The organism is Roseateles hydrophilus, from assembly GCF_026712245.1.
Classification (GTDB): domain Bacteria; phylum Pseudomonadota; class Gammaproteobacteria; order Burkholderiales; family Burkholderiaceae_C; genus Pelomonas; species Pelomonas hydrophilus.
This window is the reverse complement of record NZ_JAPPUY010000002.1, coordinates 465,850-485,383: the sequence shown is the minus strand read 5'-3', so window position 1 is coordinate 485,383 and position 19,534 is coordinate 465,850. Positions and strand designations below refer to the sequence as shown.

The following is a 19,534-nucleotide window of genomic DNA, read 5'->3' as shown; positions in this document are numbered from 1 at the left end:
GCTTCTACTCCCAGGTTGGTCAGATCAGGTGGGGATGCGGGTTGGCAATGCAGCGGTAGAACGGCCCCAGCTTGCGCACGATGAGGATTTGCGCGCCTTCCTCGAACACGTCGTCGTCCAGGTCGGGCTCCACCATCAGGTAGTGCATGCGGCCGAAGGCGTCGCGCACCCGCGCCTGCGCGGCCAGGCCGCGGCGTGCCGCACCCGCGCTGACGACGCCGGCCCGCCCCACCAGCGACTGCTCACTGACGGCGCTGGTCTCGTCGCGCGGCACGATGTGGGCCACCAGGCTGCCCAGGCCGCGCACCGTGGCCAGGCCCGGCGGCACCGCCAGCAAGCCAGCCACCCAGGCCGGCAGGAAGCCGCCGGCCAGGTTCAGCGCCACCTTCTGCAGCGCATAGCCGAACAACGCATAGCCCAGCAGAAAAAGCAGCAGCAGCACCAGCGCTGGCACGCGACCCAGGTGCAGCCAGCCCAGCACGCGGTCCAGCCCCGACTCGGGCATCGCCTGCGGCAGCAGCTCGTCGATGGCATTGCTCGGGCTCAGCGCCACCAGCATGCCCAGGCCTTCCAGCAGAGCCACGGCCACGATCAGTGCCACGGCCACGCCGAAGGGCAAGGTCTCGGGGGCGGTGAACAGGTTCATGACGCAGCTCCGGTGAGATCGCAGCGCATGCTCAGAGCTCCCCCGCCTTCAGCCGCGCCAGGCGCTCGGCGATGCGGTGCTCACGCACCAGGTCGTCCAGCTCGCGCAGCTGCGCCTCCTGCGCCGCGCTGCCGGGCTGCGCCGCGTGCAGGCCGGTCTGGCGCTTGTAGATGCGCTCGAAAGCCTCGCTCACCTGCGTCAGCCGCTGCTCCACGGCCGACGCGCCCGCCGGCTGGGCCGCGGAGGCTGCTGCCGCGCGGCTGTGGCGAAAGGCCGCCAGCGCCTCCTGCATCTCGCGCTGCCGGGCCAGCAGCGCGGCGGTGAAGCCCTGCAGCTCCTGCTCCTGACGCGACAGCTCGGCCAGCGTCGCCTCCAGCACGGGCAGCTGGGCCTCGATGTCGATCTGCCGCGCCACGGCCGCGCGGGCCAGGTCGTCGCGGCCGGCGGCCAGCGCCTGGTCCACCTGGTCGCGCAGGTCCTCGTGGCTGGCATTCAGCCGTGCATGCTGCTGCTGGGCGAGGTGGCGGTTGGCGCTGACGCTGCCCAGCTCGTGGCGCACCTCGTCGATGACGCTACCGGCCTCGCGCAGCGCCTGCTCCATCGCCGCCTGCGGCTGCAGGTCCTCGATCTTGTCCAGCAGCGCATGCAGGCCGCCGGCCATCACGCGGCCCACGCGGGTCTTGAGGGACTCGGCCATCTCAGGCTCCTTCCAGGGTCTTCAGGGTGGCGGCCAGTTCGGCCGTGGTCGCCAGGTGGCGGCGCACCACGCCCGGATCGAAGGCATGGGCGGCGCCGGTCGTCGCCTGCCGCAGCAGCGACTCGCCCAGCAGCGCCGCACGGCGAACCAGTGCGTCTTCCAGCCGGGCGGCATCCTCGGCTGTGGCCGGCGCATGGCTGATGACCAGCGCCATCAGCGCCGCCACCTGCTCCACCAGCCCGCCCAGCACCTCGGAATGCCGGCCCTCCTGGCCCTCGATGCGCACCAGCGCCTCGCGCAGCCGGTGCGTCAGGTCCCGCGCCCAGGCGTGGGCGGCCACATAGTCGAACGCGCCATCGTGCTGGCGCTTGAGCTGCCCCAGCAGCACGCGCAGCTTGTCGCTGTTGGTCGTGGCGCCCTCCACCTGCAGCTGGGCCAGCCACAGGTAGAGGTCGCTGGGGATGCGCGCCGACAAGGGCTCCATCGTGACGGTCTGAGTCGCCATGCGACCACCTGCCTTCATGAACTCCAATGAACGCAAATGTATTCACGTGAATTCATTTGTCAACGTACGCATTCACAACCGGGACAGGCCGGCGCCGCGCAGGCCGACCAGCAGCGCCCGGCCGTCCGGCGCGACGCGGAACTCGCCGAAGCGCGCGGCCGCCCAGCGCTGCTCCTCGCCCTCGCGGAAGAACCAGGCATCGCTCACCACCGTCCAGCGCCCACCGCTGGGCGACAGTTCGATCAGCAGCTCGTCCGCCGCCAGCGCCTCACCGGCGTGCACACGCGTCAGGCGGGCCACGCCTTGCGCATCCCGCCGCGCCACCACCTGCGGCCGGGCGCTGCCCAGCGCGCCGCTGTCCACCGCGCGCAACCCGCCCGGCAGGCTGAAGTTCAGCGCCATGTAGTCGCCCTGCATCAGCGAGCGCGGGTCCACCGGGGCCAGCGGCAGGAACACCGGCTGGCCCTCGGCGATCAGCGCCTCCTTCTGCACGATGGCCACGTTGACGACGGCCAGCACCGCCACGAGGCTGACGGCCGCGCCCCAGCGGGCAGGCCGCAGCGCTGTGCGCGGCTGAGGCTGGCCCGGCGCTGCACGCCGCCAGGCCGGCCAGGCCAGCAGGCCCAGCAGCAGGCCGGCGCCTGCCAGCACCGCCGCCTTGGTGGCCAGCGGCCAGCTGAGCTGGTAGTAGAAGCTGCCGACGATCCACAGCGCCGCCAGCGCGGCCACCACCGCCAGCCGCCAGCGCGCCCAGGCCAGGCAGACGGCGCCCATCAGCAGCGCCGCGCCCAGCGCCGGCATGAAGCCCGCGAGCGCCGCCAGCACCAGCGCCACGCCCAGAGGTCCCGGCCTGCGCAGCAGCGGCCACGCACGCCCCAGCCAGGCGGCGGCCGCCAGTGCCAGCAGGGCCGACACGCCGCCCGCCCAGCCCGCCCAGGCCATGCCGTGCGTGCTGCCCCAGCGCCCCAGCGTGCCGCTGGTCAGCAGCGCCATGCCCGAGGACAGGGCCAGGCCCAGCAGCGTCATCGCGCCCCAACCGGTGGCCAGCGCCAACCGGCCCGGGCGCAGGCTCACGGGGCGGCAGGCGCGCTGCGCGATCAGCCAGATCAACACGCCGGCATGCCAGCCGAGCCACTCCGGGCGCGGCAGCGGCCATGCACCGCGTGGCGACACCAGGCGGCCGATCGCCACCGCGCAGAACAGCGCCGCCGCGGCCGCCAGGCAGGCCTTGAGCCACAGCGGCCGCACCAGCACGCCCAGCAGCAGCGCGACCGCCCCGATCAGCCCGGCAGCGGCGGGGTCGGGCAGGTCCTGGAACATCGCGAAGCCCAGGCTGGCGCCGCCCGTCAGCAGCAGCGGCACGGCCAGCTGCTCGACGAACAGCGGCAGGCCGTCGGCACGCAGGATCACGCCCGCCACGGCCAGCAGCAGCCCGCCGGCCAGCCAGGCGCCGCCATGCTGGAACAAGGGACCGAAGGCCAGCGCCAGCACCGCCACCAGCGGCACGGCGGCCAACCAGGCGCCCAGCGCCGTCAGCAGCACCACCGGCCAGGGCCGCGCCGGCTCGGGCGGCGGCAACACGGCGTCCGCCGGCAGCAGCTGCTGAGCCTGGGCCTGCCGCCACAGCGCCTCGACGCGATCGCCGCTCATGCAGCGCTCCCGGCGCGGCGCGCCAGGCGCAGCACCCCGCTGACCGTCGCCGCCAGCAGGCCGGCAGCCACCAGCCCCAGCAGCAGGAACTCACCCATCCCGTTGCCGCCCGTGGCACCGTGGAACAACCAGCGCCCCAGCCCGCCGACCAGCACCACGTTCAGGCCCAGCGCGGCCGCGCTCAGCGTGAACAGGTCGAACGTCGCCGGCCGCGCCGCCGCCCAGGCCGCCAGCGCCAGCACGGCCAGCGCCAGCACCACCTGCAGCGCCGGGCGCTGACTGAACAGCGCCCAGGTGGCGCTGCTGGTCACCAGGAAGACCGCGAGCGTGGCGCCCAGCCGGCGCGCCCACAGGCCCACGCCCAGCCGCCGCCCCGGCGTGCTGCCCAACGCCAGCACCAGAGCCAGCGCCGCGCTCCAGCCGATCAAGTGGACCGCCAGGTCGTCGGGATCGGCGCGCCAGCGGTGGCCGGTGTGGGCGGCCATCCACAAGGCGATGGCCGTCGCGGCCACCAGCGTCCAGGCGCTCCACAGCGTGTCGGCCCGCACGCCCAGTGCCAGCGGCAGGCCCAGCGCGGCCCACAGCGCGAACAGCTGCCAGGGGTCGGCGCCGGTCTGGTAGGTCTGGCCGAAGTACGCCAGCAGGCCGCCCATGGCCAGCAGGCTCAGCAGCCCCAGCGGCATGCGCAGCCCCGGCCAGGCCACGACGCCCAGCGCACCTGCCGCCACGCCAGCCTGCAGCAGCGCGAACTGCTGAGCCCGCGACAACTCAGCCCATTGCGCCGCGACGGTGAAGATCAGCCCCAGCCCGACCAGCAGGCCGGCCAGCCCCAGCAGGGCCAGCGGCCCGTGGGCCTGCAGCGCTGCGGGCGGCTGACCCAGGTCGTCTAGCGCGAGCAGCTTGCGCTGCCGCGCCTCGTCCCAGCCCTGGGTGCGCGCGTGGTGCGCGACGACCGTCTGCCAATCCATGCCAGCTCCCGGGTGCCAGGGAACGCCCCTGGCTCGGCCGGCATGCTAACGACCTAAGCAGCGTCCAGCATCTTGCTGAAGAAGCGGTCGCCGCTGATGCGCGGCTTGTAGGCCGACACGGCCTTGGCAATGGCCGCGATGTGGTCGGGCGTCGTGCCGCAGCAGCCACCGGCAATGTTCAGGAAGCCGGCCTGCGCGAACTCGCCCACCAGCCGCGCGGTGACGTCGGGCGTCTCGTCGAAGCCGGTGTCGCTCATCGGGTTGGGCAGGCCGGCGTTGGGGTAGCAGCTGACGGCCACGTCACCCGCCACCTTGGCCAGCTCCTCGATGTAGGGCCGCATCAACGTGGCGCCCAAGGCGCAGTTCAGGCCGATGGCGATGGGCCGCGCGTGGCGCACCGAGTGCCAGAAGGCAGTGACCGTCTGGCCCGACAGGATGCGGCCGGACGCGTCCGTCACCGTGCCCGAGATGATGACGGGGAGGCGCTCGCCGCTGTCTTCCATCAGCTGGTCCACCGCGAAGATGGCGGCCTTGGCGTTCAGCGTGTCGAAGATGGTTTCGATGAGGAAGACGTCGGCCCCGCCGTCCAGCAGGCCCTTGGCCTGCTCGTAGTAGGCGTCGCGCAGCGTGTCGAAATCGATGTTGCGGGCGCCGGGGTCGTTCACGTCCGGGCTGATGGACGCGGTGCGCGGCGTGGGGCCGAGGGCGCCGGCCACGTAGCGCGGCTTGTCGGGCGTCGAGTACTTGTCGCAGGCCTGGCGGGCGATCTGCGCGGCAACCACGTTCATCTCGTAGGCCAGCTCGGGCAGGTCGTAGTCTTCCTGCGCGACGGACGTGGCGCCGAAGGTGTTGGTCTCGATGAGGTCGGCGCCGGCCGCGAGGTACTGCTCGTGGATCTCGCGGATGACGTCGGGCCGCGTGAACAGCAGCAGCTCGTTGTTGCCCTTCAGGTCCTTGCCATGGTCCTTGAAGCGCTCGCCGCGGTAGTCGGCCTCGCCGAGCTTGTAGCGCTGGATCATGGTGCCCATCGCGCCATCGAGGATGGCGATGCGTTGCTGCAGCGTGGCGGGCAGGTCCTTGGCGCGGGTGTAGGCGATGGGCTTCATGGTGGCGGCATTTTCGCAGCCTGCGGCCCGCGCCCGCTTCTCAAGGGCCGAAGAAGGCCTGCGCTTCGGCGATGACGGCGTCGGGCGCCTCCTCGGCGAGGTAGTGGCCGCTGTCCACCGCGCGGCCGCTGACGTCCGCCGCCGCGGCCTGCCACAGCGCCAGCGGCTCGAAGCAGCGGCCGACGACGCCATGCGCGCCCCACAGCACGCGCAGCGGCTGCGTGACGAGCCGGCCGGCGTCGCGGTCAGCCCGGTCATGCGCGAGGTCGATGCCAGCCCCGGCGCGGTAGTCGGCGCAGATGGCGGCGGCCGTGCCCGGGCGCTGGATGCAGCGCTCGTATTGCGCCCAGGCCTCGGGCGCGAAGAAGCTGCCGCCGCGGCGGCCCATGCCGTCGCGCAGATAGGCCAGCGGGTCGCTCTCGATGAGGCGCTCGGGCAGCGGCGCGGGCTGGATCAGGAAGAACCAGTGCCAGTAGGCGCGGGCGAAGGCCTCGGTCGTGCCCTCGTACATGGCCAGCGTGGGCGCGATGTCCAGCAGCATCAGCCGGGTGACCACCTCGGGATGATCCAGCGCCAGCCGGTGCGCCACGCGGGCGCCGCGGTCGTGGGCCAGCACGGCAAAGCGCTCGTGGCCCAACTGGCGCATGACGGCCACCGCGTCCAGCGCCATCTCACGCTTGGCGTAGGCGGCGCTGCCCTCGCCGGCCGGTGGGCGGTCGCTGTCGCCATAGCCGCGCAAATCCATCAGCACGACGCGGCGCGTGCGCGCCAGCACCGGGGCCACGCGGTGCCACATGGCCATGGTCTGCGGATGGCCATGCAGCAGCAGCAAGGGTGGGCGGGTGTCGGTCGCGGGGCCGCCATGGCGGGCGAACAGCGCAACACCGTCGCGCTGGGCGTTGAAGGGTTGGAAGCCGGTCCACATGCCCGCGATTGTGGGCCGCCACGGTATAAGCTTTTGTTATGGCCCCTGCCTGCCGCAGCGCTTGCGCGCGCTGGGCCGCACCGAACAATCCGCCGGGCACGCCGCCCGCCTTTCGCCGCCGATGAAAACCGCCCTGCTCTGCACCGCCCTCGCCCTGCTGCCCGCCGCCGCCCTGGCCCAAGGCAAGCCGCTGGTCTACTGCGCCGACGCCAGCCCCGAGGGCTTCGACCCCGGCCTGTGGGACAGCGCCAGCACCAACACCGTCAGCGCCCAGATGTTCGACGGGCTGCTGGGCTTCAAGCGCCCCACGACCGAGCTCGTGCCCAAGCTGGCGACGAGCTGGGAGATCTCGCCCGACGCCAAGAGCTTCACCTTCAAGCTGCGACCGGGCGTGAAGTTCCACAGCACGCCGTGGTTCAAGCCCACGCGCACGCTGAACGCCGATGACGTGGTGTTCACGTTCAGCCGCTTCATTGACGCTGGCCTTACATTCAACAAGGCCTTCCCGGCCAATTTCATCTACCCGCAGAACCTGGGCCTGGCCAAGCTGATCGCGGGCATCGACAAGGTGGACGAGCTGACGGTGCGCTTCCGCCTGCACCAGCCCAATGTCACCTTCATCGCCAACTTCGCGTTTGCGTGGGCCGGCATCCATTCCGCCGAGTACGCGGCGCAGTTGCTCAAGGACGGCAAGGCCAGCCAGATCAACGTGCAGCCGGTGGGCACGGGCCCGTTCATGTTCAAGAGCTACGCCAAGGACGACGTGCTGCGCATGACGGCCAACCCTGACTACTGGGGCGGCAAGCAGCCCACGCCGACGCTGGTGTTCAGCATCAGCCGCGAGCCCAATGTGCGGGTGCAGAAGATCGCCGCTGGCGAATGCCATGTGACGGCCGCGCTGCGCGACGTGGACGTGGGCACGCTGAGCAGCAACCCCAACGTCAGCGTCGAGAAGATCCAGGCGCTGAACATCTCCTACCTGGGCTTCAACCTGAAGAAAGCGCCCACCGACAAGCGCGAGGTGCGCGAGGCGCTGGACATCGCCATCGACCGCAACGCCATCTTCAAGGCGCTGTTCCCGCGCGGCGACGCAATGCAGGCGGTGAGCGCCTTCCCGCCCGCCATTCCGGGCTACAACAAGGCACTGAAGAACGAGTTTGATCCCGCCAAGGCCAAGGCCTTGCTGGCCAAGGCCGGCTACCCCAACGGCTTCGAGCTCGACCTGTGGGCCCTACCTGTGCAGCGCCCCACCAACCCCAACGGCCAGCTGATGGCCCAGCTCATCCAGCAGGACTGGGCCAAGATCGGCGTCAAGGCCCACATCAAGACCTTCGAGTGGGGCGAGTACCTCAAGCGCGCCAACAACGGCGAGCACAACGTCTACATGAGCGGCTGGAGCGGCGAGACGGGTGACGCCGACGACTTCCTGACCCCCAACCTCAGCTGCGCGACCAGCCGGGGCGGCATCAAGTTCTGCAACGCCGAGTTCGAGAAGCTCATCGACGAGGCCCGCGCCACGCCCGACACCAAGAAGCGCAACGCGCTGTACGAGAAGGCGCAGGAGATCTTCAAGCGCGAACGCCCGTGGATCACGATGGCGCACTCCACCGTCTACATCCCCGTGCGCAAGGACGTGGTGGGCTTCAAGATGGCGCCGAACGGCTCCGTGGACTTCGAAGGCGTTTACCGGAAATGAGCACCGTGGCCGTAGTGCCTTCACGGGCCGAGCGCCGGGCCGTCCCAAGCCGGCCCTCACGGCTGGCGGCCGGGCTCCTGGCCCGGCAGTCGGCCGGCCCCCTCGGGGGGCGGACCAGCGTTTGCGCTGGGCCGGGGGCACCATGAGACTACGCCATATCGAGGTCTTCCACGCCATCATGCAGGCCGGCACCATCAGCGGTGCCGCGCAGCTGCTGCACATCTCGCAGCCAGCCGTCACCAAGGTGCTGCAGCACTGCGAGCTGCAGCTGGGCATGCCGCTGTTCGACCGCGTGCGTGGCAAGCTCTACCCCACGCCCGAGGCGCAGCGGCTGTTCGTCGAGATCGACAAGCTCAACCGCGACCTCGTCGGCATCCGCCGCCTGGCCGCCAACTTGAAGAGCGGCGAGGCCGAGCAGGTGCGCCTGGTGGCGACGCCCGCGCTGGCCACGGCCATCGTGCCGGCCGCCATGACGCCCTGGTGCAAGGCCCACCCGCAGGCCAACTGCTCGCTGGCCACCCACCACACGCGCGAGATCGTGTCGGCGCTGCTGCTGGGCGAGGCCGACCTGGCGCTGTCGCTGCAGGACCCGCGCCACCCCGGCATCAAGGCCGAGGTCATCGCCAGCGGCGCCATGGTGGCGTTGTGCCCGCTGGCCAGCCCCGAGGCGCGCGGCGACGGGCCGCTGGACCTGGCCGACATTCGCACCGAGATCGTCGGCCTGCACAGCGACGACCCGCTCGCCGGCCTGCTGCATCACGCCGGCGAGGCGCTAGGCCAGACGCTGGCCAGCCGCATCACCGTGCAGACCTACCAGCTCGCCCGCGCGCTGGTGGAGGCCGGCGTGGGCATGACGCTGGTGGATCCGTTCACCGCCGCCAGCGCCGACACCACCAGGGTGCGTGTGCGCGCGCTGGCGCCGCAGGTCGGCGTCCACCTTTACCTGCTCAGCGCCGCTAGCGCGCCGCTGGGCCAGGCCTCGCGCCGGCTGGTGAAGTTCATCACCGCCGCCGCCCACGAACACCTTGCTCGACTGCCCTGATGGCCGCCCCCGTCCGCATCGAAGACATCGCCGCCCACCCGCACTTCCGTCGGCTGGACAGCCTGCGCCACGGCATCGCCGTGGATCTGCGCTACGCCAGCGCCAACAATTTCGTGGGCCATGCCGTGTACGACGGCTTCGACTGCCACTGGCTGCGCCGCGAGGCGGCCGAGGCGCTGGAGCACGCCGCCGCCTGGCTGGACGCGCGCCGCCCCGGCTGGCGGTTGCTGGTGCTCGATGCGCTGCGCCCGCAGCGTGTGCAGCAGCGCCTCTGGGACGAGCTGCAGGGCACGCCGCTGACGATGTACCTCGCCCCACCCGAGCGCGGCTCCATCCACAGCTTCGGCATGGCCGTGGACCTCACGCTGCTGGACCCGCAGGGCCGCGAGGTGGACATGGGCAGCGGCTTCGACGAGATGACACTGACCTCCCACCCCGACCACGAGGCCGAGCATCTCGCGCTGGGCCTGCTGACCGCGCAGCAGCTCACCGAGCGCGGCTGGCTGCGCGCCGCCATGCGCGAGGCCGGCTTCCAGGGCATCGCCACCGAGTGGTGGCACTTCGACTTCGGCGACCGCGTGGCCGTGCGGCGCGAGCTGCCGCGGGTGCTGTGAGTGGCCTCAGCCGATGGGCTCGAAGCGCGGACGCTGCACGCCGTCCACCAGCAGCGTGCCGGTGAACATCTCGAACGGTCGCACCCACCAGCCGCTGTCGTTGTAGAGCGGCCGGTACACCACCAGCGGCGCCAGCGTCTCGCTGTGGCGGGCGACGCCGATGACCTCGTACTCGCCCCCCTTGTAGTGGCGATAGCGGCCAAGGGCCAGGGCGGGCAGCGGGGGCAGGTCTTCACTCATGCCGGCATTGGAACTCACGGCGGCAAACGACATGCGCCGCCGGCAGCGGCCGACTGCCGGCACAGCTCACGCCAGAAGCGGCTCACAAACGCCGGCTGCTGCGCAGCAAACGCGGGCCGCGCGCCCACATGCAGCCGCAGCCGCTCCACCGGCGGCCCGACGCGCACCACCTGGCGTGCCAGCGCCGCATCGCGGCGCAGCCGCTCATCGAGGTAGTAGCTGTGCATCAGCAGCAGCGGCGTGCGGCCGGCGAGCAGCTTCTGCAGCGCGCTTTCGTGGCTGGGCGCCGGCTCCAGCGGCCAGCCGCGCTCCTGGGCCAGCCGCTCCGCACTGCCGCCGGCCGTGACGCCTACACGCGCCTGCGGCGGCAGCACCGGCCCCGACGCCCCGCGCTGCGCCGGCACGGCATCGCGGTGCGCATAGAGCGCGTACTCCACCTGGGCGAGGCTGAGGTCGAACTGCCCCCGCGCGCCCTGCGGCGGCGGCAGGGTCAGCAAGGCGGCCATCGGCCCGCCCTGGGCCACGGCGGCCACGAGGTCCAGCTCGCCGCTGTCGATCATGGCCCGCACGCGCCGCGACGGCAGCCGCAGCAGCTCGGCCTGCGCGTCGCAACCCAGCCGTTTCAGGGCGCCGCGCACCCAGTCCACCAGCTGGCCCGGCGGCGTGGCAAAGGCGTCACCACGCCCCTGCAGGTAGGGCTCGGCCGGCGCGTCCGGAAAGCTTATGCGCAGCCGCGCCGGGCAGTTGCCCTCCGTGCCGGCCGCACGGCCAGCCTGTACCCACAACGCCACCACGGCGATCACCACACAACGGCGCCAAGAACTCTGCTTCACGCGCTCAGTATGCAGTTACCTTTCCATCCCTGACTCAGCAAGAACACCATGGCCACGTCACGCCGCGACCTCCTGCAATTCGGCACCGCCGCTGCCGCCAGCCTGCTGGCCGGCACCTCGGCATCGGCCCACGCCGCCGGGCCGCTGCGGCCCGCACGCCTGCGTGCAGGGGACACGCTGGGCCTCGTCAGCCCCGCCAACGCCACCTTCGAGCGCGAGCCGCTGAGGATCGCCATCGAGTCGCTGCAGGCGCTGGGCTTCCAGGTCAAGCCGGGCGCGCATGTCAGCGCGCGGCGCGGCCCCTTCGCCGGCACCGACGCCCAGCGCGCCGCCGATGTGAACGCCATGTTTGCCGATGACTCGGTGGCCGGCATCCTCGCGCTGACCGGCGGCTCCGGCTGCAACCGCATCGTCGACCGGCTGGACTACGACCTCATCCGCCGCCGCCCGAAGTTCTTCGGCGGCTTCAGCGACCTCACCAGCCTCGTCAACGCCATCCACGCGCGCACCGGCCTGGTCACCTTCCACAGCCCGGTGGCGTCGTCGGAGTGGAACGACTTCTCGGTGCAGAGCTTCCGCGCCGTGGCGATGAACGCCGAGGCCGCCGTGCTGCGCAACCCGGTCGTCAGGCCGGCCGACGACCTCGTGGCCCGCGAGGAGCGCATCAGCACCGTGCGCGCCGGCCGCGCCCACGGTCGGCTGGTGGGCGGCAATCTGACGGTGCTGGCCTCGCTGGCCGGCACGCCCTACTTCCCGGACTGCCGCGGCGCGATCCTGTTTCTGGAAGACATCAACGAGTACATCTACCGCATCGACCGCTGCCTCTCCACGCTGCGACTGGCCGGCGCGCTGTCGCAGCTGGCCGGCGTCGTGCTGGGCCGGTTCACGAAGTGCGAGCCGGGCGACGGCTACGGCAGCCTGACGCTGGATGAGGTGTTCGACGACTACTTCCTGCCGCTGAACGTGCCCGTGTTCCGCGGCGCCGCCATCGGCCACATCCGCCGCAAGCTGACGGTGCCGGTGGGGGTGCTGGCCGAGATGGACGCGGACACCGGCACCCTCCGGCTTTCAGCCCCCGCCGTCAGCTGACTGACAAGTCAGGCTCGCCGGCAATAACCCCATGACGTATGCTGCCTTTGACCCGCCGCCAGGTGGGCAAGGGACAAGCATGACAGAGATGGCGACGGAGGCTGCACCTCCCGAAACTTTCCGTTTTCCCGGCCTCGTCGTGGGCATAGGCGCCTCCGCGGGCGGTCTCGAGGCGCTCAAGCTGGCGCTGCCTGGGCTGCCCGTCGGGCCAAGCGTCTGTTATGTGGTGCTGCAGCACCTGGCGCCCACGCACCGCTCACTGCTCGCCGACATCCTCGCCAAGCAAACCACCCTGGCGGTTCGCGAGATCCGCGATGGCGATGCGCTGCAGGGCGGGACGATGCTGGTGTGCCCGCCCAACGCACATGTCGAACTGCACGGCGGCCGCCTGCACCTGACCGTGCCCGACCCGCACTCGCTGCCGCGCCCGTCGATCAACCTGTTCTTCTCGTCCTTGGCGGACGCGATGGGCCCGCAGGCCGTGGGCGTGGTGCTCTCGGGCACGGGGTCTGACGGCGCCATCGGCCTGCGGCGCATCTGCGCTGCGGGCGGCCGCGCGCTGGTGCAGCGCCCCACGGCGGCGCGCTACAGCGGCATGCCGGAGGCTGCCTTGCAGAGCGTGGGGGCCGACGCCGCCGTGGACGCGGCGGCGATCGGCCAGAGCATCGAGCGCCTGCTGCAGCAACTGCAGCAGCACGGCGTCGACCTGCCCATCGATGCCGCCGCGACCGGCGTGCTGCTGGCCCTGCTGCGCCAACGCTGCGGCATCGACTTTGCGGACTACAAAGAAGGCACGCTGCTGCGGCGCATTGCCCGCCGCATGCAGGCGCGTGACATCGCCGACATGGCGGGCTATCTGCAGGTCTGCCAGGACGACCCGGCGGAGCTGGACCACCTCGCCCGCGATGCGCTCATCTCGGTCACCACGTTCTGGCGTGACCCCGACACCTTCAGCGCGCTGGCAGCCCACGTCGCCGAGCAATTGCGCAACACGCTGCCGGAAACACCGATCCGGGTGTGGGTGCCGGGCTGCGCCACCGGTGAGGAGGCCTACTCGCTGGCCATGCTCTACGCCGAGGCACTCGGCGAACGGCTCGCCTCCGACACGCTGCAGATCTTTGCCACCGACCTCGACATGGAGGCGCTCGCGATCGCCAGGCGCGGCATCTACCCGGCAACCGCCTTGGCAGACCTGCCCGAGGCACTGGTGGCGCGCTACTTCAAGCCACAGGGGGCGCAGTACGAGTTCTCGCGCCGGCTGCGCGAGCGCGTGGTGTTCTCACGCCAGGATGTCACGCGCGACCCGCCACTGCCGCGCATGGACCTGATCAGCTGCCGCAACCTGCTGATTTATCTGAAGCCGGATGCGCAGGCGCGCGTGATGGCCGCCTTCCATTACGCGCTCAAGCCCGACGGGCTGCTGCTGCTCGGGCGCAGCGAGTCGGTGCTCCACCATGAAAGCCTGTTCGCGCCGGTGCGCCCAGTGGACAGGCTCTATGCACGCCAGCCGGTGCAACCTTCACCCGGGCTGATGGCCAACGCGACGCCGCCGCCCCTGCCCGCACCGCTGCGCCGCAGCGCCATGCCCGACACCGAAGCCCAGTTGCTGCGCCTGGCTTCACAACACTACCTGCCCCCGTGCGTGCTGCTGGATGAGCGTCTGCAGGTGCTGCAGATCCACGGCGACATCAGCGCCTTTCTGAGCCTGCAGCCCGGCACCCAGACGTTTGACCTGCTGTCGCTCGCGCGGCCCGACGTGGCGGGTGAGCTGCGCATCCTGTGCGCGCTGCCGCCCGAGCAACAGCAAGCCAGCCAGGTGGACCTCACCGTGGGCGCAGGGCGCAGCCGCCAGCAATGGCGCGCCGTGCTGCATCCCTTCACGCGCGGCAGCCGCCGTCAGGCGCTGCTGGCCTTCCTGCGCCGCGAACGGCCGCGCCGCAGCGCCTCGGCCGCGCCTGCTGCACTGACGGCTGACGGCGCGCTCGACGAGGCCCGCGAACGCCTGCGCGCGCTGGTCGAACAACTGGAGGCCAGCACCGAAGAGATGCAGGCCCTCAACGAGGAAGCCCAGGCCACCAACGAAGAGCTGCAGGCCAGCAACGAGGAGCTCGAAGCGTCCAACGAGGAGCTGCAAGCCACCAACCAGGAGCTGGCCACCGTCAACGCCGAGCTCAACCACCAGTGGCGGCGCTACCAGCAACTGTCCGAGGAACTGCAGAGCATCCAGAACTGCATCGACCTGCCGCTGCTGGTGGTGGACAGCCAGTTCTCGATCACCCGCTTCAACGATGCGGCGGCCCGCATCTTCATGCTGAGCCCGGGCTGCGAGGGCCTGCACATCTCCACCATGCGCCGCCCCGAAGGCATGCCAGACCTGCTGGACCACCTGCGCCTGGCACAGTCCTCCGCGAGCGCCGTGGCCATCAACCTGCCGCCCACCCACGACGGCCGGGAGTACGTGCTGCACATGGCCCACAAGGTCGCGGGCAACGAGCGGCGCGGCATGGTCATCACGCTGGTGGACAACACCCAGCTGGCCCGCGCCGAACGCAGCACACGCCGTACCGAGCAGCGCCTGCTGAACGTGCTGCGGCACGGCAGCGCCATGGTGGCCATCAAGGATGCCGCCGGCCGCTACGAGTTCGTCAACGAAGGCTACAGCCGCTTCTTCGGCCTCAGCCCGGCCGACATGGTGGGCCGCACCGATCAGCAATGCCTGCCCGCCGCCCTGGCCCAGGTGCTGCGCACCGGCGACGCCGAGGCGCTGAAGGCCGACAGCGCCGTCGACCATGAGGAATCGGTGCTGGTCGACGGTCAATGCCGCCAGTGGTGGGTGAGCCGTTTCGCGTTGTTCGACGACGACGGCGCCGTTGCGGCCGTCTGCGTGCAGGCCATCGACATCACGCAATGGCACCGCGATGACCTGGACATCCGCATCGCGGCCAATGCCTTCGAATGCAGCGGCCAGGCCCAGATCATCACCGACGCCGAGCGCCGCATCGTCAAGGTCAACACCGCCTTCACGCGCATCACCGGCTACACCGCCGACGAGGCCCTGGGCAAGACGCCGCACATGCTCTCCTCCGGCCGGCATGACGCGGCGTTCTTTCAAACGCTGTGGCAGAAGATCAATGACACCGGCATGTGGGAGGGCGAAATCTGGAACCGCCGCAAGAACGGCGAGGAGTTCCCGGAGTGGTTGACCATCTCCGCCCTGCGCAACAGCAGCGGCCGGGTGATGAACTACGTCGGCGTGTTCTCGGACATCACCGCGCTCAATCGCCTGCAGGAGCAGGCCGCACTGCTGGCCACCCACGACCCGCTGACCAAGCTGCCCAACCGCCGCCTGCTGCTGGACCGCCTCAAGCACGCGCTGAAAGCCGCCGAGCGCGGCCAGACCGAGGTGGCGGTGATCTTTCTGGACCTGGACAACTTCAAGCACGTCAACGACAGCCTCGGCCATGAGGCGGGTGACGAGATGCTGTGCATGGCGTCACGCCGCATCAGCGAGAGCGTCCGCGCCGCCGACACCGTCGCGCGCCTCGGCGGCGACGAGTTCGTCGTCGTGCTGGAGCACAGCTCGCGACACGAGTGCCTGCAGACCGTGGAGCGCATGACGCGCACGCTGGCGCAGACCTTCACCTTGCACGACACCGTGCTCACCACTGCCGCGAGCGTCGGCATCGCCATCTACCCGTCGGACGGCACGGACAGCAACGTGCTGATGCGCAACGCCGACGCGGCCATGTACCGCGCCAAGCGCAGCGGCCGCGGCCGCTACGTGTTCTTCTCGTCCGAGGTCGGCGAGAGCGCCCGCAACCGCCTGACGGTGGAGAGCGAGCTGCGCAAGGCCGTCACCAACCGCGAGCTGCGCCTGCACTACCAGCCCCAGGTAGACGCCGCGACCGGCGAACTGCTGGGCGTGGAAGCCCTGCTGCGCTGGCCGACCGCGGACGGCGGCTGGGTGGCCCCGTCCATGTTCCTGCCCATCGCCGAGGAGACCTCGCTGATCGAGGACATCGGCGACTGGGTGCTAGACGCCGCCTGCGCCCAGCTGGCGCAATGGCGCGCCGCCGGTTTGCAGCAGCTGATGGTGTCGGTCAACGTGGCGCCACGCCAGCTGCGCGACCGCAGCTTTGCCGACAAGCTGCAAGGCCACCTGATGCACCACCGCATCCCGGGAGACCGGCTGGTGCTGGAGATCACCGAGGGCGCGCTGATGCAGCAGCGCGAGCACCTGGAGCCGCTGCTGCGCCAGCTGCGCCGGCTCAACGTGCAACTGTCGCTGGACGACTTCGGCACCGGCTATTCCTCGCTGGCCCGGCTGCGCCAGCTGCCGCTGACCGAGCTCAAGATCGACCGCAGCTTCATCGACGGCGTGGTGGACCAGCGCGACGACCGCGAGATCGTCGCAGCCATCATGGCCATGGCCCATGCGCTGGGGCTGCGCGTGGTGGCCGAGGGCGTGGAGACCGCCGCCCAGGCCGACTGCCTGCGCCACTTCAGCGGCGCGCCGGTGCTGCAGGGTTACCACGTTGCCCGGCCCATGCCGGCCGAGCAGGTGCTGGCCTGGTGCCAGCCTGGGAAAGTGCTGCAGTGACGGCCGATGAACACCTCATCGCGCGCTGGTACCGCATCGACGCAGCCGGCCGCATCGTCGATGTGGACCCTGACTGGGATCGCTTCGCGCTGAGCAACGGCGGCGAGCGCGCCACGCGCGCCCATGTGCTCGGGCGGCCGCTGGCGGACTTCCTGACGGGCGACATCACCCGCATGTACCTGGAGACCGCGCTGGAGGCCGCCCGCCTCACGGGCAAGCCGCGCACGCTGCCCTACCGCTGCGATGCGCCGCAGCGCCGCCGCGCGCTGGAGATGACGCTGGAGCCGCTGCCGGGCGGCGACATCATCGTGCGGCACCGCCTGCTGCACAGCGAGGCGCGCCCGCCGCGCGGCCCCGCGCTGCGCTACGGCCCGCCCCAGCAGGCCGCCTGCTATCGATGCAGCCAATGCCTGCGACTGCTGGCCGGCACACCGGCGCGCGGCGCAGGCCCTGCGAGCGGCAGCGCCGATCTGGTCGTGGCCGACACCGTGTGCGGCCGCTGCCTCGGGCAGGCGATGCGCGCGGACGCCGCCTGAGGCGGCTCAGCGCTGGCTGGCCACCCAGTTCACCAACGCGTCCAGCACCGGGCGCCCCTGGGCCGCCGCGTCGGGGTGGTTGACGAAGGCCACGAACACCCAGGGCCTGCCCGACGCATCCGGCACAAAGCCCGCCAGGCCGACGGCGTCGCGCAGCGTGCCGGTCTTGAGCCGCGCCAGCCCGGTGGCCGGGCCGTCGCGCAGCCGGCGCGACAGCGTGCCGTCCTCGCCGGCAATCGGCAGCGTGGCCAGCAGGTCCGGCGCGAGCCGGCCGGCTTGGGCCACGCGCAGCACCCGCGCCAGCTGCGCCGGGCTGATGCGCTCGTGGCGCGACAGGCCGGAGCCGTTGTCCATCACCAGCCCCTGCACCTCCACGCCGCGCTCGCGGAACCAGTCGCGCACGACGCGATCGGCCGCTGCCAGCGTGGGCTCGCCCTCACGCGCGGCCTGCGCGCCCAGCTGCAGATAGATCAGGCGGCTCAGCGCGTTGTCGCTGCTCTTCATGACGCCGCGCATCACCTCGGCCAGCGGCCGCCCGCGGTGCGTGGCCAGTACCACGGCGCCGGCCGGCGCGGCGGCCTCGGCATCACCCGGGCCCAGCGTGCCGCCCAGCTCCGCCCACAGCTGGCGCACGGCCTGCGCCACCAGCCACTGACGGTCCAGCAGCTGCAGGCTGGCGCGCTGGCGGCAGCCCGCCGGGAACTCGCCCTGCAGCCGCAGCACGATGCGGCCGTCGCCGTCGGGCCGGGCCTGCGCGGGCTGCCAGCCGTCATCCCAGTCCTTGCAGGCGCGGCCGGCGGCCAGCGTCATGGCGCTGGCGTCCACCACCAGCCCCGGCAGCGCCGGCAGGCTGCGCGCCGCGACACCCGCCGGGGAGGCCTGCAGCTCGTAGTCCAGCAGGCTGCCGTTGAAGTGCAGCGCGTCGGGGATGACGTTGTAGGGAAACTCGGGCGACTCGTCGAACGGCGGCTGGCCCAGGTCCGGCCGCGCCGGGCGGAACAGCGTGCGGTCGATGACAAGACCGCCGCGGATGTCGTGCACGCCGCTCTCGCGCAGCTGGCGCAGCAGCCACCACAGCGCGGGCCAGTCGAGGTCGGGATCGGCGCCGCCCCGCAGGATGAGTGAGCCCTCGATCACGCCGCCCACCGGCGGCGCCGCCGCCAGCAGCTCCGTGCGGCCGCGGTGGTTCAGGCCCAGCCGGTCCAGCGCGACGATGGCGCTGACCAGCTTCATCGTCGAGCCGGGCGACATCGGGTCGTCGGCGCGGCGCGCCAGTGCGGGGCGCGAGCCGTCCAGCGGCTGCAGCAGGTAGCCCACGCTGTCGGCCGGCAGGCGCTGGCGCGCGAGCACGGCCTGCACGGGGTCGGGCACGGTCGTCGTCGCGCAGCCACTCAGCAGCAGCGCACCCGCCAGCCACCACAGCGCACGCATCAGCACGCCCCCAGGCGACGCGCCACGACACGGGCAAGCGCCACGTCTTCCAGGCCGATGCCCACGCTCTTGTAGACGGCGATGTCCTGCACCGCGCGCGGGCGCGGGCGGGCCACCAGCTCGCCCAGCTCCACCCAGCGCTCGGGCGGGCAGTGGACCAGGTCGCCAGCCTCCAGCTCGGCGGCCGTGCGCCATTCGACGGCGATGGTCGCGGCGCGGGCCAGCAGCGTGTCGTCCAGTTCGCGCGCGGCGCGCGTGCTGGAGCCCACGGCCGCGACGAAGGCGCCCGGCCGCACCCGCGCGCCATCGAACAGCGGCGTGGGCGAGCGCGTGGCGGTGACGATCACGTCACCCTCGGCCGCTGCCGTGGCGGCATCGACGGCCTCGCCGCCGAACGCGGCGGCCAGCGCCTCGGCGCCCGAGCGCGCGCAGACCAGCACGCGCTCGAAGCGGCGCAGCGGCAGGAGCGCCTCCAGATGCGCGCGCGCCTGGATGCCCGCGCCGAAGACGGCCAGCGTGCGCGCCTCGGGCCGGGCCAGCAGCTCGGTCGCCACTGCGGTGGCGGCGGCCGTGCGCAGCCGCGTGAACTCGTTGGCCTCCAGCGTCGCCAGCGGCGCGCCGGTGTCGGCCGAGAACAGGCTGACCAGGAAGTGATAGCGCCCGTTGCGGGCCGAGTAGACCTTGGTGCCCAGCACGGCGGGCAGATCGCCGTCGGCCTGCAGGATGGCGCCCATCGCGCTGATGGCCAGCGCGGCGCCGTCCACGGCACTGGTGGCACGGTGGCGGGCCAGCACCTGGGCCTGGCCACGGCCATGCTGGGCAAAGGCGGCGCGCAGGGCGTGGCGCGCGGTCTCGGCGTCGAGCGCGGCGGCGACCTGGGCTTCGGTGATGAGGTGCACGGGAACTCCGGTTGACAAGTGAAAGAGGCCCCCGCAGGGGCCTCGCTCGCACGATGC

Annotated in this window: 17 protein-coding genes; 6 read left to right on the top strand and 11 right to left on the bottom strand. The window is 71.9% G+C overall.

Annotated features, from left to right (window positions below; genetic code table 11):
- Positions 1–19: 19 nt before the first annotated feature.
- From NYO99_RS09360 to NYO99_RS09330, 7 genes are all read right to left on the bottom strand, one after another.
- On the bottom strand, positions 20–646 hold the full coding sequence (locus tag NYO99_RS09360; RefSeq protein WP_268166912.1) for a YqiJ family protein: 627 nt from the start codon (positions 644–646) through the stop codon (positions 20–22).
- 31 nt (positions 647–677) lie between these two features.
- Positions 678–1,343, bottom strand: coding sequence for a PspA/IM30 family protein (locus tag NYO99_RS09355; RefSeq protein WP_268166911.1), 666 nt, complete (start codon positions 1,341–1,343; stop codon positions 678–680).
- 1 nt (position 1,344) lies between these two features.
- Positions 1,345–1,848 carry a hypothetical protein gene (locus NYO99_RS09350; RefSeq protein WP_268166910.1) on the bottom strand — a complete coding sequence of 168 codons (504 nt, stop codon included), beginning with the start codon at positions 1,846–1,848 and terminating at the stop codon, positions 1,345–1,347.
- Between the two features lie 72 nt (positions 1,849–1,920).
- Positions 1,921–3,498, bottom strand: coding sequence for a GDYXXLXY domain-containing protein (locus NYO99_RS09345; protein ID WP_268166909.1), 1,578 nt, complete (start codon positions 3,496–3,498; stop codon positions 1,921–1,923).
- On the bottom strand, positions 3,495–4,466 hold the full coding sequence (locus NYO99_RS09340; RefSeq protein WP_268166908.1) for a DUF2157 domain-containing protein: 972 nt from the start codon (positions 4,464–4,466) through the stop codon (positions 3,495–3,497). The genes NYO99_RS09345 and NYO99_RS09340 overlap by 4 nt, the downstream gene beginning before the upstream one ends.
- A gap of 53 nt (positions 4,467–4,519) precedes the next feature.
- On the bottom strand, positions 4,520–5,572 hold the full coding sequence (locus NYO99_RS09335) for a homocysteine S-methyltransferase family protein (protein WP_268166907.1): 1,053 nt from the start codon (positions 5,570–5,572) through the stop codon (positions 4,520–4,522).
- Positions 5,573–5,612: 40 nt separating this feature from the next.
- Entirely contained in the window at positions 5,613–6,497 is an 885-nt protein-coding gene (locus NYO99_RS09330) for an alpha/beta fold hydrolase (protein WP_268166906.1), read from the bottom strand.
- Positions 6,498–6,618: 121 nt separating this feature from the next.
- Here NYO99_RS09330 and NYO99_RS09325 point away from each other — a divergent pair, with 121 nt between their 5' ends.
- The 3 genes from NYO99_RS09325 to NYO99_RS09315 all read left to right on the top strand — a co-directional run bounded on the left by NYO99_RS09325 (position 6,619) and on the right by NYO99_RS09315 (position 9,849).
- A complete protein-coding gene (locus NYO99_RS09325; protein WP_268166905.1) occupies positions 6,619–8,193 on the top strand; it encodes an ABC transporter substrate-binding protein in 1,575 nt (524 codons plus the stop codon).
- 142 nt (positions 8,194–8,335) lie between these two features.
- Positions 8,336–9,235, top strand: a complete 900-nt coding sequence (locus NYO99_RS09320) for a LysR family transcriptional regulator (RefSeq protein WP_268166904.1) — start codon at positions 8,336–8,338, stop codon at positions 9,233–9,235.
- Positions 9,235–9,849: a M15 family metallopeptidase gene (locus tag NYO99_RS09315; protein WP_268166903.1), complete on the top strand. Its 615-nt coding sequence runs from the start codon at positions 9,235–9,237 to the stop codon at positions 9,847–9,849. Before NYO99_RS09320 ends, NYO99_RS09315 begins: the two co-directional genes overlap by 1 nt.
- 6 nt (positions 9,850–9,855) lie before the next feature.
- Here the strand turns inward: NYO99_RS09315 and NYO99_RS09310 are convergent, their stop codons facing one another.
- Together NYO99_RS09310 and NYO99_RS09305 are read right to left on the bottom strand one after the other, a co-directional pair.
- Positions 9,856–10,089 (bottom strand): DUF1653 domain-containing protein, encoded by a 234-nt coding sequence (locus NYO99_RS09310; RefSeq protein WP_268166902.1) that lies wholly within the window; start codon positions 10,087–10,089, stop codon positions 9,856–9,858.
- 14 nt (positions 10,090–10,103) lie between these two features.
- Positions 10,104–10,922 carry a type 2 periplasmic-binding domain-containing protein gene (locus NYO99_RS09305; RefSeq protein ID WP_268166901.1) on the bottom strand — a complete coding sequence of 273 codons (819 nt, stop codon included), beginning with the start codon at positions 10,920–10,922 and terminating at the stop codon, positions 10,104–10,106.
- Between the two features lie 48 nt (positions 10,923–10,970).
- On the opposite strand from NYO99_RS09305, the gene NYO99_RS09300 reads away from it, so the two are divergent.
- From NYO99_RS09300 to NYO99_RS09290, 3 genes are read left to right on the top strand one after another with little or no spacing between them, the layout of a single operon-like run.
- Positions 10,971–12,011 (top strand): S66 peptidase family protein, encoded by a 1,041-nt coding sequence (locus NYO99_RS09300; RefSeq protein WP_268166900.1) that lies wholly within the window; start codon positions 10,971–10,973, stop codon positions 12,009–12,011.
- Between the two features lie 31 nt (positions 12,012–12,042).
- Positions 12,043–16,611 carry an EAL domain-containing protein gene (locus NYO99_RS09295; protein ID WP_326494828.1) on the top strand — a complete coding sequence of 1,523 codons (4,569 nt, stop codon included), beginning with the start codon at positions 12,043–12,045 and terminating at the stop codon, positions 16,609–16,611.
- Entirely contained in the window at positions 16,608–17,147 is a 540-nt protein-coding gene (locus NYO99_RS09290; protein ID WP_268166899.1) for a hypothetical protein, read from the top strand. Before NYO99_RS09295 ends, NYO99_RS09290 begins: the two co-directional genes overlap by 4 nt.
- A 6-nt stretch (positions 17,148–17,153) precedes the next feature.
- On the opposite strand, the gene dacB is transcribed toward NYO99_RS09290, so the two are convergent.
- Together dacB and NYO99_RS09280 are read right to left on the bottom strand one after the other, a co-directional pair.
- A complete protein-coding gene (gene dacB / locus NYO99_RS09285; RefSeq protein ID WP_268166898.1) occupies positions 17,154–18,578 on the bottom strand; it encodes a D-alanyl-D-alanine carboxypeptidase/D-alanyl-D-alanine endopeptidase in 1,425 nt (474 codons plus the stop codon).
- On the bottom strand, positions 18,578–19,477 hold the full coding sequence (locus tag NYO99_RS09280; RefSeq protein ID WP_268166897.1) for an ornithine cyclodeaminase family protein: 900 nt from the start codon (positions 19,475–19,477) through the stop codon (positions 18,578–18,580). The genes dacB and NYO99_RS09280 overlap by 1 nt, the downstream gene beginning before the upstream one ends.
- Positions 19,478–19,534 lie beyond the last annotated feature (57 nt).

Excerpts from the sequence above, each read along its gene's own strand:
- NYO99_RS09350 (WP_268166910.1), bottom strand. The coding sequence starts at position 1,848 with ATGGCGACTCAGACCGTCACGATGGAGCCCTTGTCGGCGCGCATCCCC.
- NYO99_RS09345 (WP_268166909.1), bottom strand. The coding sequence starts at position 3,498 with ATGAGCGGCGATCGCGTCGAGGCGCTGTGGCGGCAGGCCCAGGCTCAG.
- NYO99_RS09320 (WP_268166904.1), top strand. The coding sequence starts at position 8,336 with ATGAGACTACGCCATATCGAGGTCTTCCACGCCATCATGCAGGCCGGC.
- NYO99_RS09355 (WP_268166911.1), bottom strand. The coding sequence starts at position 1,343 with ATGGCCGAGTCCCTCAAGACCCGCGTGGGCCGCGTGATGGCCGGCGGC.
- NYO99_RS09335 (WP_268166907.1), bottom strand. The coding sequence starts at position 5,572 with ATGAAGCCCATCGCCTACACCCGCGCCAAGGACCTGCCCGCCACGCTG.
- NYO99_RS09325 (WP_268166905.1), top strand. The coding sequence starts at position 6,619 with ATGAAAACCGCCCTGCTCTGCACCGCCCTCGCCCTGCTGCCCGCCGCC.
- NYO99_RS09315 (WP_268166903.1), top strand. The coding sequence starts at position 9,235 with ATGGCCGCCCCCGTCCGCATCGAAGACATCGCCGCCCACCCGCACTTC.
- NYO99_RS09360 (WP_268166912.1), bottom strand. The coding sequence starts at position 646 with ATGAACCTGTTCACCGCCCCCGAGACCTTGCCCTTCGGCGTGGCCGTG.
- NYO99_RS09330 (WP_268166906.1), bottom strand. The coding sequence starts at position 6,497 with ATGTGGACCGGCTTCCAACCCTTCAACGCCCAGCGCGACGGTGTTGCG.
- NYO99_RS09295 (WP_326494828.1), top strand. The coding sequence starts at position 12,043 with ATGACGTATGCTGCCTTTGACCCGCCGCCAGGTGGGCAAGGGACAAGC.
- dacB (WP_268166898.1), bottom strand. The coding sequence starts at position 18,578 with ATGCGTGCGCTGTGGTGGCTGGCGGGTGCGCTGCTGCTGAGTGGCTGC.
- NYO99_RS09340 (WP_268166908.1), bottom strand. The coding sequence starts at position 4,466 with ATGGATTGGCAGACGGTCGTCGCGCACCACGCGCGCACCCAGGGCTGG.
- NYO99_RS09310 (WP_268166902.1), bottom strand. The coding sequence starts at position 10,089 with ATGAGTGAAGACCTGCCCCCGCTGCCCGCCCTGGCCCTTGGCCGCTAT.
- NYO99_RS09300 (WP_268166900.1), top strand. The coding sequence starts at position 10,971 with ATGGCCACGTCACGCCGCGACCTCCTGCAATTCGGCACCGCCGCTGCC.